This is a genomic window from Sphingomonas sp. GV3 (genome assembly GCF_031082075.1).
Lineage (GTDB): Bacteria > Pseudomonadota > Alphaproteobacteria > Sphingomonadales > Sphingomonadaceae > Sphingomonas > Sphingomonas beigongshangi.
Map to the genome: position 1 here is coordinate 75,207 of NZ_JARWLE010000002.1, position 14,793 is coordinate 89,999.

At 65.6% G+C, this 14,793-nt stretch carries 14 protein-coding genes and 1 pseudogene; 9 read left to right on the forward strand and 6 right to left on the reverse strand.

Features of this window, described 5'->3' with window-relative positions; all coding sequences use genetic code 11:
- The first annotated feature begins 128 nt into the window (after nucleotides 1–128).
- Genes RF701_RS16765 through RF701_RS16780 form a run of 4 tightly spaced genes read left to right on the forward strand, consistent with a single transcriptional unit; the run spans nucleotide 129 to nucleotide 6,302 of the window.
- Complete coding sequence (locus tag RF701_RS16765; RefSeq protein ID WP_018251210.1) at nucleotides 129–1,346, forward strand: TolC family protein; 1,218 nt, start codon at nucleotides 129–131, stop codon at nucleotides 1,344–1,346.
- Complete coding sequence (locus RF701_RS16770; RefSeq protein ID WP_043060764.1) at nucleotides 1,343–2,842, forward strand: efflux RND transporter periplasmic adaptor subunit; 1,500 nt, start codon at nucleotides 1,343–1,345, stop codon at nucleotides 2,840–2,842. Before RF701_RS16765 ends, RF701_RS16770 begins: the two co-directional genes overlap by 4 nt.
- Nucleotides 2,839–5,976: an efflux RND transporter permease subunit gene (locus RF701_RS16775; RefSeq protein ID WP_018251208.1), complete on the forward strand. Its 3,138-nt coding sequence runs from the start codon at nucleotides 2,839–2,841 to the stop codon at nucleotides 5,974–5,976. Before RF701_RS16770 ends, RF701_RS16775 begins: the two co-directional genes overlap by 4 nt.
- Nucleotides 5,976–6,302 carry a copper-binding protein gene (locus RF701_RS16780; RefSeq protein WP_017980774.1) on the forward strand — a complete coding sequence of 109 codons (327 nt, stop codon included), beginning with the start codon at nucleotides 5,976–5,978 and terminating at the stop codon, nucleotides 6,300–6,302. Before RF701_RS16775 ends, RF701_RS16780 begins: the two co-directional genes overlap by 1 nt.
- A 21-nt stretch (nucleotides 6,303–6,323) precedes the next feature.
- Here RF701_RS16780 and RF701_RS16785 read toward each other — a convergent pair whose 3' ends face one another.
- Nucleotides 6,324–7,091: a glutaredoxin family protein gene (locus RF701_RS16785; protein ID WP_017980773.1), complete on the reverse strand. Its 768-nt coding sequence runs from the start codon at nucleotides 7,089–7,091 to the stop codon at nucleotides 6,324–6,326.
- Between the two features lie 63 nt (nucleotides 7,092–7,154).
- Here RF701_RS16785 and RF701_RS16790 point away from each other — a divergent pair, with 63 nt between their 5' ends.
- Nucleotides 7,155–7,568 (forward strand): MerR family DNA-binding protein, encoded by a 414-nt coding sequence (locus RF701_RS16790; RefSeq protein ID WP_018251207.1) that lies wholly within the window; start codon nucleotides 7,155–7,157, stop codon nucleotides 7,566–7,568.
- Nucleotides 7,569–7,608: 40 nt separating this feature from the next.
- Here RF701_RS16790 and RF701_RS16795 read toward each other — a convergent pair whose 3' ends face one another.
- From RF701_RS16795 to RF701_RS16805, 3 genes are all read right to left on the reverse strand, one after another.
- Nucleotides 7,609–8,061, reverse strand: a complete 453-nt coding sequence (locus RF701_RS16795) for a hypothetical protein (RefSeq protein WP_043060763.1) — start codon at nucleotides 8,059–8,061, stop codon at nucleotides 7,609–7,611.
- 141 nt (nucleotides 8,062–8,202) lie between these two features.
- Nucleotides 8,203–9,081, reverse strand: a complete 879-nt coding sequence (locus RF701_RS16800; protein WP_239436640.1) for an AAA family ATPase — start codon at nucleotides 9,079–9,081, stop codon at nucleotides 8,203–8,205.
- Nucleotides 9,008–10,408 carry a Mu transposase C-terminal domain-containing protein gene (locus tag RF701_RS16805; protein WP_004212864.1) on the reverse strand — a complete coding sequence of 467 codons (1,401 nt, stop codon included), beginning with the start codon at nucleotides 10,406–10,408 and terminating at the stop codon, nucleotides 9,008–9,010. The genes RF701_RS16800 and RF701_RS16805 overlap by 74 nt, the downstream gene beginning before the upstream one ends.
- 191 nt (nucleotides 10,409–10,599) lie before the next feature.
- Between RF701_RS16805 and RF701_RS16810 the strand changes: the two genes are divergently transcribed.
- Complete coding sequence (locus tag RF701_RS16810; protein ID WP_007407197.1) at nucleotides 10,600–11,172, forward strand: recombinase family protein; 573 nt, start codon at nucleotides 10,600–10,602, stop codon at nucleotides 11,170–11,172.
- A gap of 232 nt (nucleotides 11,173–11,404) precedes the next feature.
- Here the strand turns inward: RF701_RS16810 and RF701_RS16815 are convergent, their stop codons facing one another.
- Nucleotides 11,405–12,277 carry a LysR family transcriptional regulator gene (locus RF701_RS16815; protein ID WP_116732679.1) on the reverse strand — a complete coding sequence of 291 codons (873 nt, stop codon included), beginning with the start codon at nucleotides 12,275–12,277 and terminating at the stop codon, nucleotides 11,405–11,407.
- A 146-nt stretch (nucleotides 12,278–12,423) separates the two neighbouring features.
- On the opposite strand from RF701_RS16815, the gene RF701_RS16820 reads away from it, so the two are divergent.
- The 3 genes and pseudogenes from RF701_RS16820 to RF701_RS16830 all read left to right on the forward strand — a co-directional run.
- Nucleotides 12,424–13,491 (forward strand): molybdopterin-dependent oxidoreductase, encoded by a 1,068-nt coding sequence (locus tag RF701_RS16820; RefSeq protein ID WP_114688962.1) that lies wholly within the window; start codon nucleotides 12,424–12,426, stop codon nucleotides 13,489–13,491.
- Nucleotides 13,488–14,000 (forward strand): MgtC/SapB family protein, encoded by a 513-nt coding sequence (locus tag RF701_RS16825; protein ID WP_116732694.1) that lies wholly within the window; start codon nucleotides 13,488–13,490, stop codon nucleotides 13,998–14,000. The genes RF701_RS16820 and RF701_RS16825 overlap by 4 nt, the downstream gene beginning before the upstream one ends.
- 350 nt (nucleotides 14,001–14,350) lie before the next feature.
- Nucleotides 14,351–14,569: pseudogene (locus RF701_RS16830) on the forward strand (Tn3 family transposase); the annotation flags it as partial.
- 21 nt (nucleotides 14,570–14,590) lie between these two features.
- On the opposite strand, the gene RF701_RS16835 reads toward RF701_RS16830, so the two are convergent.
- Nucleotides 14,591–14,746: a hypothetical protein gene (locus tag RF701_RS16835; protein ID WP_165800967.1), complete on the reverse strand. Its 156-nt coding sequence runs from the start codon at nucleotides 14,744–14,746 to the stop codon at nucleotides 14,591–14,593.
- Nucleotides 14,747–14,793 lie beyond the last annotated feature (47 nt).

Genomic DNA, 14,793 nt, shown 5'->3' on the forward strand with positions numbered 1-14,793 from the left:
CCTGCATGTCAATGAAGGGCGGCCAGTCAACTTAAGCTGGCGAGCCTGAACAGGTGCCGGGCTCCGATCAACCATTTGGAGCCCGGCCATCATTATGACATGAAGGGACTAGAGGGATGCGCGCATCCATGATGCTCGCGGTCGCCGCGCTCACGACGAGCGCCGCGCACGCGCAGACACTTACCTATGACCAAGCGCTGCGCGATGCGGTTGCCAACGCCCCGGGAGCGGTTGCCGGTCGCGCGGGGGTCAGCGCCGCCCAAGCCGATGCACGTGCGGCGGGAAGCCTTCCGGACCCCCGTGTGTCGATCGGAATCGAGAATTATCCTGTCTCTGGGCCACCCGCCTTCTCCCTATCCAGAGACGACATGACGATGGGGCGTGTCGGTTTCCAACAGGACCTACCCAACCTTGCCAAGCGTCATGCCGCGCAAGCGCAGGCACGCGCCGTGATCGCAACGGCAGAAGCATCGCAAGCGACCAAGCTCCGGGAGGTGCGATTGGGAGCGGGGCAGGCATGGATCGACCTTGCTTATGCCGAGCGTCGACTAGCTGCCCTCGACACCGTTCTGCTATTCCTTCGATCTCTCCCTTCCGCTGCGCGGGCCGCCGTGACGACCGGTTCGGTCCGCCCTGGTCAGACACTGACGACCGATCAGGAGATCGCGGCACTCGACGACCGCCGCGACGAGTTGATGGCCGCCGTTGCGCGCGCCCGCGCGATGCTGGCTCGCTGGACCGGCGTATCGGCGCCCGAGATTGCCGGCGATATGCCCGCGATCGATCTGGCTCCGGCGCGGCTGCGGGACGCGCTCAGCCTTCACTCCGACATGGTTCTCGCCGAGGCCGGTATTCAGCGCGCCCAGGCCGACGTGGATGCGGCGCGAGCGGAGAAGCGACCCGATTGGGGGGTAGAGGTAGCTTATCAACGCCGTGACCCCCGGTATGGCGACATGGTGTCGGCGGGAGTTTCGATGAGCCTGCCGCTGTTCGCTCGATCGCGTCAGAACCCGCGCATCGAAGCCCGCAAATCCGCACAGGCGCAGGCCGAGGCCGCGCGCGAAGAAACCCGGCGCACATTGGCAGCCGATCTGGAGGCCGCGCTGGCGGACCACCAAATGCATCACAGCCAATGGCAGCGCGCGCGCGACGTGCTCCTTCCGCTCGCTCGGAAGCGAGCCGATCTGGAGATAGCGAGCTACTCTGCCGGTCGCGCGAGTCTTGCGGATGCCATCGAAGCCAAGACCGCGCTCGCCGACGCCGAGCTGACCGTGCTCGACCGTGAGGCGCTCGTCGCCGCAGACTCTGTCCGCCTCACCATTACCTTCGGGAGCGCCGATCGATGAGCGACACTACCATTACCCGCGCCCGCCTTGTCACCGCGGTAAGCGCGCTGGTGCTGGTCGCAGGGGGCGTGGGCTTCGGGCTCGCGAAACTTGGCACGTCCTCGGCTGCCGATCAAACGGCATCCCCAGCCCCGCAGAAGAAGATCCTCTACTGGTATGATCCGATGATCCCGGGGGAGCGGCACGACGGCCCGGGTCTCTCGTCGATGAGGATGAAACTGATCCCCCGCTATGCCGACGAGGGCGCAGGCGGTAGCGCCGCACCGGGCGTAGCGATCGATCCGGCCAGCCTCCAGCGGCTCGGCGCGCGGATCGTCACGGTCGAACGCGGATCGTTGTCAAACTCGGCCTCGGCAACCGGCAGCATCGAGTTCAATGACCGCAACGTTGCGGTCGTGCAGGCACGCAGCGGCGGCTTCGTTCAGCGCGTCTATGCGCGCGCGCCAGGCGATGTCGTGCCGGCAGGCGCCCCGCTCGCCGATATCCTTGTGCCCGAATGGGCGGGCGCGCAGGCGGAGTATCTCGCCGTGCGCCGCACCGGGGATGCCGGGCTCACGCGGGCGGCACGAGAGCGCCTGTTGCTTCTCGGGATGCCCGCCGGATCGATTGCATCGGCGGAGTGGCGCGGCCGACCGCAAGGTGTGACGACGATCAGCACGCCCGTGGGGGGCGTCATCAAGACGCTCGGCGTCCGACAGGGGATGACGGTCGCGCAAGGACAGACACTGGCGGAGGTGAACGGCCTCGCCACCGTGTGGCTGAACGCGGCTGTCCCTGAGGCCCTCGCAGGAAACCTGCGGATCGGCACGCCCGTCATCGCCACGCTGGCGGCTTTCCCGGGCGAAAGCTTCAGGGGCCGCATCGCTGCGATCCTGCCCCAGGCCGAGGCAGCGAGCCGCACGCTCACAATCCGCGTCGAGCTCCCCAACCGTGCCGGCCGGTTGCGCCCCGGTATGTTCGCCAGCGTGGCGCTCGACCAGGGGAGCCGCGATGCACTCCTTGTTCCGAGTGAGGCCGTGATCCGGACCGGCCGGCGCACACTCGTCATGTTGGCAGGGCCGGGTGGACGCTTTCGACCCGCCGAGGTTCGCACTGGCGCAGAAGGCGGCGGCAAAACCGAGATAGTCGCCGGCCTGACCGAGGGTGAGAAGGTTGTCGCGTCGGGCCAGTTCCTGATCGACTCCGAAGCGAGCCTCGCTGGCCTCGATGCGCGTCCGATTGGTGTCGAAGCGTCACCCGCAACAAAGCCGGCCGTGAAACCCACCGCGTCGATCTACGAGACGGTCGGCAGCATCGAGGCGATCGATCGCAGTTCCGTCACCCTGTCCCATCAGCCCGTTCCGGCGATCGGCTGGCCGGCCATGACAATGACGTTCCGCGTCGCCGATCCCGCGTTGGTGCGTGGGTATCGCAAGGGTGAGCGGGTGCGGTTCGGCTTTGATCAACCCGCCGATGGTCCAACGCTGCGCCGCATGACGCGCGAGGCTGGGCGATGATTGCCGCGATCATCCGCTGGTCGGTCGCGAACCGCTTCCTCGTCGTCCTGGCGGCCATCGCGCTCGCCATGGCCGGGGTGTTCGCAATGCGTGCCACCCCCGTCGATGCGCTCCCCGACCTGTCCGACACGCAGGTCATCATCCGCACGAGCTGGCCGGGCCAAGCCCCGCAGATCGTCGAGAACCAGGTGACGTATCCGCTCACCACGACGATGCTGTCCGTGCCTGGCGCGAAAACCGTGCGCGGCTATTCGTTCTTCGGCGACAGCTACGTCTATGTCCTCTTCGAGGATGGGACCGACCTCTATTGGGCGCGCTCACGCGTGCTGGAGTATCTGAGCCAGGTGCAGGGACGGCTTCCCCAAGGCGCGCAGGCCGCGCTGGGTCCTGATGCGACGGGGGTCGGCTGGGTCTATGAATACACGCTGTTGGACCGCACCGGCCGCCGTGACCTGTCGCAGCTCCGATCCTTGCAGGACTGGTTCCTACGTTATGAACTGAAAACGCTGCCCGGCGTTGCGGAGGTGGCGAGCATCGGCGGAATGGTGAAGCAATATCAGGTGCTGCTCGACCCGACGCGGCTCGCCGCATTCGGTGTCACGCACACTCAGGCCGTCGATGCCATTCGCCGCGCCAATCAGGAGGCCGGCGGGTCCGTCCTCGAGCTGGGCGAAGCCGAATATATGGTGCGCGCGTCAGGTTACTTGCGCACCGTCGACGATTTCCGCGCGATCCCGCTCAAGGTCGCCGGTGCCGGCGTCCCCGTTACCTTGGGCGACGTCGCGTCGATCCAGATCGGCCCCGAGATGCGCCGCGGCATCGCCGAGCTGAACGGCGAAGGCGAGGTCGCGGGCGGAGTCGTCATCCTGCGTCAGGGCAAGAATGCACGGCAGACGATCGAAGCCGTCAAGGCCAAGCTCGCGGAACTGAAAGCGAGCCTTCCCCCCGGCGTCGAGATCGTCACCACCTATGACCGCTCGCAATTGATCGACCGCGCGGTGGAGAATTTGACGGGCAAGCTGATCGAGGAGTTCGTCGTCGTCGCGATCATCTGCGGGTTGTTTCTGTGGCATGTCCGGTCTGCGCTGGTCGCGATCGTCACCTTGCCTCTGGGGGTGCTCGCGGCCTTGCTCGTCATGCGTGTGCAGGGGGTGAACGCCAACATCATGTCTTTGGGCGGTATCGCCATCGCGATCGGCGCGATGGTCGATGCCGCGATCGTGATGATCGAGAACGCGCACAAGCGGATCGAGCGATGGGAACACGACCATCCGGGCGTGGCGCTGGCGGGCGAGGAACGCTGGCGCGTCATCACCGAGGCCGCGGCCGAGGTCGGGCCGGCGCTGTTCTTCAGCCTCGTCATCATCACGCTGTCGTTCGTGCCGGTGTTCACGCTCGAAGCGCAGGAGGGACGGCTGTTCGCCCCGCTCGCCTTCACCAAGAGCTATGCGATGGCGGCAGCGGCGATCCTGTCGGTAACGCTCGTGCCGGTCCTGATGGGATGGCTGATCCGGGGACGCATTCCGGCCGAGAACGACAACATTATCAACCGCGTGCTCACCCGTGCCTATCGCCCGGCGCTCGACCGCGTGTTGGCGCGGCCTTGGGCGGCGATCGGCATCGCCGCCCTGGTACTGGCGACGACGGCATGGCCGCTGACCCGATTGGGTGGCGAGTTCATCCCGACGATGGATGAGGGCGATCTGCTCTACATGCCGTCCGCGCTTCCCGGCCTTTCGGCCGCGAGCGCCTCGGCCCTGCTCCAGCGCACAGACCGGCTGATAAAAACCGTTCCCGAGGTCAAAACCGTGTTCGGCAAAGCCGGACGCGCCGAGACCGCGACCGACCCGGCACCGCTCGAGATGTTCGAGACGACCATCCAATTCAAGCCGCGCGATCAATGGCGCGCGGGGATGACGCCGGCAAAGCTGGTGGAGGAGCTGGACCGCACAGTGCGCGTGCCCGGCCTCACGAACGTATGGGTGCCTCCGATCCGCAATCGGATCGATATGCTCGCGACCGGCATCAAGAGTCCCATCGGGGTGAAAGTGTCGGGGTCCAACCTCTCCGAGCTGGACCGCATCGCCGGCAGCATCGAACGTGTCGCCAGGACCGTGCCGGGCGTCAGCTCGGCATTGGCAGAACGGTTGACCGGAGGCCGCTATGTCGATGTCGATATCGATCGGGTGACCGCGGGGCGCTACGGTCTCAACATCGCCGATGTGCAGGAGATTGTGTCCGGCGCGATCGGCGGCGAGACGATCGGCCAGACGGTGGAGGGCCTTGCCCGCTACCCGATCAGCGTCCGCTACCCCCGCGAGCTGCGTGACAGTCTGGAGGGACTGCGAACTCTCCCAATCGTCACCGCATCGGGTCAGCAGATCACACTCGGCACCGTCGCATCCGTGTCGATCGCGGAAGGTCCACCGATGCTCAAGACGGAAAATGGTCGACTCTCGACATGGGTCTATGTCGACGTGCGCGGGCGCGACCTGGCCTCCACGGTCGCCGATCTGCGCCGTGCTGTTGGCAAAGATGTTCGGCTCAGCCCCGGCGTCTCGATCGCCTATTCCGGACAATTCGAGTATCTGCAGCGTGCCGAGGCTCGGTTGATGCTCGTCGTGCCGGCGACACTCGCGATCATCTTCCTTCTCCTCTACCTTACCTTCGGTCGCCTCGACGAGGCGGCGCTTATCATGGGCACACTGCCCTTCGCGCTGACCGGCGGCATCTGGACATTATGGCTGCTCGGCTATGCGCAATCGGTCGCCACAGGTGTCGGGTTCATCGCGCTCGCCGGCGTGTCGGCGGAGTTCGGCGTCGTCATGCTGATCTACCTGAAACACGCATTGGCCGAGCGCGGGCCGTCACCGTCGGGCGAGCAAGTATCGGAAGCGATCAGGGAGGGCGCGCTGTTGCGGGTACGTCCCAAGGCGATGACCGTCGCTGTCATCGTCGCCGGGCTGTTCCCCGTGCTGATCGGGCATGGCGCCGGATCGGAGGTGATGAGCCGGATCGCCGCGCCGATGATCGGTGGAATGCTGACCGCCCCTTTCCTCTCCATGTTCATCCTGCCAGCCGCCTACTTGCTCTTGCGGCGGCGAGCTTCAACCCGCCCCGAAAGGAAGATCTGATGAAAGCCACTTTCTCCATGCGCGCCGCATTCATGCTACTAGTCACGCCGATCGCAGCGAGCGCTCTTGCTCAAGGCAGCAGGCCGGCTGCATCGGCTGTAAAATCCGGCAGCGGATCGGGGACGATCACTGCCGTCGACGCGAAAGGTGGAACCGTAACCATCAAGCACGGCCCGATCCCGACGATCGGCTGGCCCGCAATGACGATGACCTTCCGGGCATCCCCCCCGACCCTGCTCAAGGGACTGCGGTCGGGGCAGCGGGTCGCATTCACCGCCAAGGCGAAGGGTATGACGGCAGAAGTTACGGCGATCAGCCCGCATTGACGACGCGTGCCGACCTTCGCGTCAGTGCGCCATCGCCAGCACGGGCGGCGCAGCGATCATCCACAGCGCCATCGCGACCATCATCAGGTTTTCGGTGAGCGAGATGAAGCCGAGCGGCACGTTGCTGTCCCCGCCCACGCACGCGCATTTCAGCTCACGCTTGTCGATGTAGACGGCCTTGAACACCGACACCGCGCCGATCGTACCGATAACGAGCGCGACGGGCACCGACAGCCAGGTCAACGCGCCGGCTGCCATCAGGACGCCCGCCGCTCCTTCCGCGTAGGGATAGACATAGGAATAGGGCACCCAGCGCTTCGCGAGCAGATCGTAGTTGAGGAACATGCTCGAGAAGCTCTCGACGTTCTGGAGCTTGAGCATCGCCAGAGCGCACATCGAGAACGCGATGAACCATTCACCCGCCCGCACCGTGAAGGGCGTGCCGAGTACCGCATAGCTGGCGGCGAGCGCCATCAGCGCCGTCATCGCGAACACGGCAATCACCGGGCGATAGGTGACGGCCTTGGGGTCGCGGACCATCTTGCCGAAGAAGCGGCGCAGATCGTCATAGCCGCCGACCCGCTCCCCGGCGATAAAGATCTGCGGGGTCGTCTTGACGCCGTGCTTCGCCTTGAAAGCGTCGGTTTCTTCCCGCGTCATCAGCCAATGGTCATCGACCGCATAGCCTTCCCGGCGCAGAAGATCCTTCGCCTTCAGCCCGAAAGGGCAGGTATGTTCCGGCATCACCATCCGGTAGATCGTCGCCTGTTTGGCGGGGGCGCTCGCCATGCCGCTTCTCCAATATCCTCGCCCCGCCTATATAGGGTCCGTACCATAGTACGGAGTCAAGGCATGACCGGCATGACGATCGCGGCGCTCGCGCGCGAGGGCGGCGTCGGCGTCGAAACGGTGCGCTACTATCAGCGTCGCGGTTTGCTGGACGAGCCAGACCGGCCGACCGGGGCTGGCGCCGGAGGCGGCATCCGGCGCTACGGCACCGATGACGCCCGCCGCCTTCGCTTCATCCGCTCGGCGCAGGCAGCCGGTTTCACGCTCGAGCAGATCGGTGAGCTTCTGGCGCTGGATGCGACCGACGATCGCGCGCGTGCGCGCCAGCTCGCCCATGAGCAGATGGCGGCGCTGGATGCGAAGATCGCCGAGCTTGAACAGGCGCGTGCTTCGCTGCGTCGGCTTGCCAGCGAGTGCGGCTCGGGATCGGCAGGGCCGTGCCCAATCCTGACAGCGTTCGATTCACCGACTGAGTGATCTTTGATTAGCTCCCAGGCGGTCAGCAGGAGATTTCGGATCAGGCAAATAGATCGCCGATCGCACGCATACGGAAGGCGTTGATCCACCGACGTCGGCGATGCTCGCTGGCGTCGTGGCGCATGTGGCACCGCTGGCAGAGTGCAGCGAGGTTGCGTGGTCGGTTATCGCTCGGATCATGGTTCAGATGCGCGCTAGCAAGAACCACGCGCGTGATCCGCACTTGTGAAGGTGGATCAATGCCGACGAAGCCAGGTTGCGCGCATAAGAGGGCGTCGGGCGGCGGCAGGCGGCGAACGCACCTGCCCTGCCCGTTGCGCCACCTGCTTATGTCCTCATCCCACCAAACACCATCGCCCAGATGCAGCACATGACGACCATGCGGGCGCTGACAATGTTCGCAGCGTCCTTTGGCGCGGCCAAACCGGATGAAGGCAGATAGTTCACGCCAGTCAATCGGGTAGAGCCAGCGATGTTCACGCGCGATTGGCATAACAATTCTATGATTCAGTATCGTGGAGAACGAAAGCAGAAAACAGCAGTGACTCAACTTATCCATTACGGCTAGGTCACTAAGCGATTAGCTGACTGTAAACGCTCGCGCTAAATGGCGGCGTTCTGATCGCGCTATTTGTCAGTTGCCGGGTCCGATGACGAGGCAATCGCGCGCGGCCTGAACGATGTCAGCGGTGACCTCCTCGACGCGGTTGAGGGTCATGATCCGCCGCATCTGCGCGAACAGGCGCTCCATGAGCCGGAAGTTGCCGCGCGTCATGCGGATCACGGCTGCCTGCGCTTCGATCGCGTCGAGTTGGGCCGGGTCGAAGCTGATCCCGAAATCGCCGGCGTGGGTCGCGAGCAGCAGCCGCATTTCGGTCTCGGTAAGCGGTTTGAACTCGTGGACGAAGCCGATCCGCGAGTAGAGCTGGGCATAGCGGGCGAGGCGCTTCTCCAAGCCCGGCATACCCATCAGGATCAGCCCGAAGCCGTGGCGATCGGCCATGTCGCGGAGATGTTCGAGCGACTTTATGGTCAGGCGGTCGGCCTCGTCGACGATGACGAGGGGGCAGGCGATGCGGGCGGCGTCATGGGTGATTTCGTCCTGCGAGCCGCCCGCGACCGTCAGCCGGGCATAGCCCAGCTTAATGAGGTTGAGGCCCAACACCGCGTCGATCGTCTTGGGCGTGTTGCTGACCGACACGGTGTAGAAGACGGCGCGGCAGCGAGCGACCTTTTCGCCAAGGAGCGCGGCAATGGGACGGAGCGCGGCATATTCCCCCAGGTCGGGGAAGCTGGAAAACTCGCGCGCCGATCGCGTCTTTCCGACGCCCGGCCGGCCATGACACACGCCGATATAGCGGTAGTGCGCGCAGGCTTCGGCAAACTCGACGAACCGGGCATGTTCGCGGGTCGCCAGGAACGGCTGCTCGACCAGGAACTCAATCGTCAGCGGCGTAGAGCCGGAGCCCTCGGTAGGTGGTGGGCCGGGAAGCCGTATCCTCTTGGTCGCCATCGAAGGTCTCCGTGGGGGCAGGCACCTGCTTGTCGCGCTCCTTCGCGCCGCGCCGGGCGCGCTGGATCGCGCGCAACGACGGGTGCCCAGCGTGCTCGGAGCTGAGCGCACGGCAGACGAACCGGCCCTGGTGGTAGACGTGGATCTCGGTCAGGTCGCGGGGGTCATAGACCGCCTCGACCTGCTCGCCGACGAAGGCCGCGAGCGTGGGTTCGACATAGCGCCTGCCCATCAGACGGATGCCGTCGCGCAGCACTTTACGGGGCTTGGGCACGTGCACGAGCAGCATGTCGAGCTGTTCAAGGCTGTCGGGCATTGCGGGCAGGAACCCGCCCTTCTGCCAGCGCGTGATCGGCGGTTCGCCGGTGCTGCCATGCGGGCGACGATGATAGACGCCGCACACGAACGCCTCGAAGCGGGCGCGCAGCTCGTCGAGCGTGAGCACTGGCGCCGACAGCGGCTTGCCCGCGATCAGGTGGCCGGGCAGGTCGGGCAGGAACATGTCGTTGATGGTGCGGAACAGCCGCTCGATCTTGCCGCGCCCGCGAGGACGCCCCGGCAGCGAATGGATGAGGCGGATTTTGAGGGCGATGCACGCCTGCTCGATATGCTCGGAGATGAAATCCGAGCCGTTGTCGACGTAAAGCTGTTCGGGAATGCCGCTGACGATCCATTCGGGATTGGGCTTGCGCCAGATCGCCTGCCGCAAGGCGAGCGCCGTGTTGAGGGCACTGGGGGCATCGAGGCTGAGGAAGTAACCGGCGATGGCTCGGCTGTGATCGTCAACGATGACGGTCAGCCAAGGACGCACCGGGGTTCCGGCATCATCGAGCACGAGAATGTCGAGAACGGTATGATCGGCCTGCCACATCTCGTTCGAGGTCGCGGCTTCGCGCCGATGCACTAGCTCGTGCTGGTCGCGGTAGACGGCCGGATCGGAGGCTGCGGCGATCTGGCTTGCCGGTATCGCCCTGACGACACGCGCGACGGCCGCATAGCTGGGGGTTCGGTGTCCATGCGCGATGGCGAGTTCCTGCACCTTTCGGTGAATGGCGGCGACCGGGGGTCGCGGGCGCTTGGTGGCGAGAGTGCGGGTCAGTTCGACCAGATGTTCCGGCAGGTGCAGCCTGCCCCGATCGTTGCGCGGCAGACGCGCGAGACCGGCAAGTCCTTCGGCACGGTAGCGCCCGAGCCAGCGCTGCAACGTCCGCTCGCTCAGCGTGCCGGTGCGGGCGAGGTCCGCGAGCGGGATGCCATCGGCGAGGTGCGGTTCAAGGACGCGGTAGCGCTCGATCGCCAGCGGCGGGACAAGCGCCGGATGCGTCACCGCCGACGGTCCGTGTCGCAGGTAAGGAAAACGGAGATTTGCCTGCCCATCGCCATGCGAGTCCGCTCGCGTTGCCAAACCGGCCTGTTCGACGTAAATCTACCCGGTAAAGAAAACTAGGGCAACATAGACCTGCCGATGACGACTTTCTTCCCAAACCGCGCCCGATCGGGGCGCCACCGGCCCTACGCATGAAAATCGGTTACGCCCGCGTATCGACCGCCGAGCAGAACCTGGACCTCCAGCGTGATGCGCTGAAGGCTGCCGGCTGCGAGAAGGTCATCACCGACAAGGCCTCCGGGGCGACTGCCGCTCGCCCTGGATTGGAAAAGGTGAAGGAGCTGCTTCGCGCCGGCGACACACTGGTGGTCTGGCGCCTCGACAGGCTCGGCCGCTCGCTCCGTGATCTGATCGGATGGATGACCTACCTCGACGAGGAAAAGGTCGGGCTGCTGAGCCTGCACGAGGCGATCGACACGACCACCACGTCGGGCAAGCTTACCTTCCACCTGTTCGGGGCATTGGCGGAGTTCGAGCGCAACCTGATCCGCGAGCGGACCCAGGCCGGTCTCACCGCAGCCCGCGCTCGCGGCAAGAAGGGTGGCCGGCCGGCCGCACTCGGCAAGGACAAGCGCGACCTGGCCGTCAGGCTCTACCACGAGAACACGATGCCGATCGCCAAGATTTGCTCGATGCTCGGCATCTCCAAGCCAACACTCTACGCCTATGTGCGATCGGCCGAGACCAAGCCGGTAGCCGCGTAGCGACGCTCGCCGACAAATAGCGCGATCAGAATGCCGCCACTTAGCGCGAGCGTTTACAGTCGTGGTGCCAACAGGACGGCAGAGTGTGCGACAAATCCTGTCGCTTTGGTCAGCTGTACGGAAACCCGAATCTGGGGGTTTGCCGACACCCGATCGCGTTACCGTATATCTGGGTCCGTTCTATGTGCTGACCCCGGCTTGAGGCCGCTGAGAACGGAGTGCGTGTCGGCAGTCATGCGACCTGCTCCTTGACGAGGTTCGTCAGCGCGTCGGCCGCGCGGGTGCGATAGCGTTCCTTGTGGCGTAGCGCGTGAAAGGCGCGGTCGGGCAACCCAAGCGGCAGCTCGACCAGATCGCCGGCCTTGAGCGCGCGTGCGACGACCAATCGCGACAACACAGCGACGCCGGCACCGGCCTCGACCGCGGTACGCACCGCCTCGTTGGACGGCAACGTCATCGCTACCGTCAGCTGGGCCGGATCGAACCCGCGCGTTCGCAGCACGTCCTCGAAGGTCGAGCGCGTGCCCGAACCCTGCTCGCGGACGATCCAGCGTGCAGCGCGAAGCCAGTCCTCGTCGACGCGCCCGGCGTCCTCGCGGCCGACCAGCACCATCGGGTCATGCCCGACATTCCAGTGGGCGAGCGCCGGTTCGTCCACCTCGCCCTCGACGAAACCGAGCTCCGCGGCGCCGCTCAGGACCTGCGCTGCTGCACCTTCGGTGTTGTCGATCGCCAGTTCGACCGCGATCTGCGGGTGGCGTTCGTGGAAGGCGGCGAGCTTTGCCGGCAACCAGTAGCTCGCGATCGTCTGGCTGGCGACGATCCGCAACGAACCACGGGCAAGCCCGGCATAGTCCGCCAGCATCGTCTCGGCATGCGCTGCCCGCCCCAGCACCGCGCGCGCTTCCTCCAGAAAGCCTCGGCCTGCTTCGGTCAGCTGGATGCCACGCCCGACGCGGTGAAAAAGAGGAACTCCGTAGCGCGCTTCGAGGGCCGCGACCGCGCCGGAGGCAGCGGACTGCGTCACGTTCAGCGCCTCCGCTGCTTTGGTGACGTGTTCGCGCTCCGCGGCACCGACGAAGATTCTGAGCTGCTCCAGGGTCATGCAGCATATATCGCGTACTTAGATCGATACGACCAACCGTTTGATATGGTCATTCCAATCTGGATATCGGAATGATCGGCAGCCTTTCGTCTGCGATGGTCTCGAAGACTTGGAGCGTTAGGCGGGCCTGCGACGTTTGATCGTCCATGACCAATATGATCGCGCGCAATTCCGATCCCTACAACGCCGAGCCGACGCCCGGTGCGTTGATCGAGCGGTTCCTGACGCCGCAGGCGCTGTTCTACGTGCGCAGCCACGGGCCAGTGCCGGATCTGCCCGCCAATCATCGGATCGAGGTGAGCGGGACGGGCATGGCGAGCCGCTCTTTTTCGGTAGAGGAACTGAAAGCTACGTTCCCCACGCGGACGGTGACGGCAGTTCTCCAGTGCGCCGGCAACCGGCGCACTGACCTCCAGCAGGTCGGAAAAACGTCGGGTGATCCTTGGGATGTCGGCGCGATCGGCAATGCAGAGTGGACCGGCGTACGCCTGGCCGATGTGCTCGATGCGGTCGGCGCACCTGATGCTTCCGACCTGTTCGTGGCGTTCACCGGCGCGGACGAGGTGGACGTGGAGGGCGAGGAAGCCTTGTTCGGGGTATCGATCGCCATGAGCAAGGCGCGGCAGCCCGACGTCCTCCTCGTCTGGGCGATGAACGGCGAGCCGCTGACGCCCGAACACGGCGCACCGCTCCGCATGGTGGTGCCGGGCTATGCCGGCGTGCGCAGCGCCAAGTGGCTGACACGGATCGAGGTGCGAGACATGCCTTCCGACGCACCGATCCAGGCGCACGACTACAAGCTGTTTCCCGCCGATGTGACGAGCGACACCGTCGACTGGAGCCGGGGTCTGACCATCAATGCCATGCCGCTCAACGCCGCGATCTGCGTGCCCGGCTCTGGCGAAAGCCTGCCGGCCGGGGAGGTGCGGATCGAGGGCTATGCCATCGCCTATGATCGCCGCGTCTCTCGGGTCGAAGTGTCGGTAAACGGTGGTCGCGAGTGGCAACAGGCGACGTTCGCCGATGATCCGGAGACGCACTGGGGTTGGCGGCGCTGGACCCTCGACGCCACGCTTGCCAAAGGTCGCCAGCACCTCGTCGTGCGCGCCTTCGACGGGGCTGGACAGGGACAGCCCGAACGGCCGGACACGATGTGGAACTTCGCCGGCTATCTGTGCACCGCCTGGCATCACGTCCACGTGCTGGTCGAATGATCGAAGCGTCAGCGGGATCGGACATCGGCTTCTGGATCGATGCGATCGGGCGGCTGGTGGTTGCGACCGTGGCCGGGATGGTGCTCGGCTGGGAACGCTCGCGCGAGAACCGGCAGATCATGGGCTTGCGAACGCTGGGTCTGGTCGGTCTGGCGAGCTGCATCGCCGTGCAGGCGGTCGTGCATAGTGGCCTGCCAAATGTAAACGCCGACGCCGCAGGGCGGGCGATGCAGGGCATTCTGACAGGCGTCGGTTTCATCGGTGCCGGCGCGGTGCTGCGGGTCGGCCAGGGTCAGGAAGTGCATGGATTGGCGACCGCCGCGTGCATCTGGGTGACGGCCACGATCGGCGCGGCAGCGGGGTTGGCAGTGTGGCCGCTCATCATCGGCGGGGTGAGCCTTGCAATGCTCGTCCTGTTCGTCGGTGCGCCGCTGGAACGCCGCATCCGCGAGCGGGCTCGCCTGACGCCGGCCGAGGCCGACAGGAAGGACGTCGAGCGCAAGCCGTGATCCCGCTGGATCGCCCGGTGCCTGTCGGCGTCGGGAAGCGGCAAGGTGCAATCAGGACACCAGCGCCGCATCGGCCTGGCGCCGGACCTCGTCGGCGATCGGATGCGGCTCGGAAGCGGGGCGCTCGCCCACCACTGTGGATCGGCGTGCAAAAGGGACCCCGGTAGCGGGGTGATCGGCGTCGAAAAAGGACCCCTCATCCTGGGGGTCTAGGCTGCTTGCTTGGCGGTGTGTCAAGCGGCGAGATCGGGATGGGGAACGGTGAGAGAAGGGCCGAAAACGTACGCTAAGAAGTCTTTGGAGAGCAGCGATACAGCCAAGCTCCCGGCCGTATTCGGCAGGTTACGTCAACAGGCAGCGCAACGCTGTGGAACACCGTCTATCTCGACCAGGCCGTCCGGCACCTGCGCGGCAGCGGCGTCGACGTACCCGACGAACTGCTCGCCCATGTCGCGCCGCTGGGCTGGGAGCATGTCGGCCTCACCGGCGACTATCTATGGGGTGAGATCGACAAGCCCCGCGGGCGATTCAGGCCGCTCCGCCTTCACCAGCAGGGTCGCGACGCTTAGCGTACGTTTTCGACCATCCTCTCACCGCCCCCGATTCGAGTCGGCATGCACCAGCTTTGCGTAGCGCTCTGCCATATTCAGGTGAATTGCTGCAATTGCTGGGTCGGCCGCAGACGCGGCCAGCTCGCGTTCTTGCTGCTCGCGCTTCACGTAATAGTCAGTCGTGGCCTGATCCATTATCGCAGCTCCTTGAATCAGCGCCATGCGCCATGTCCCGGTGCGTG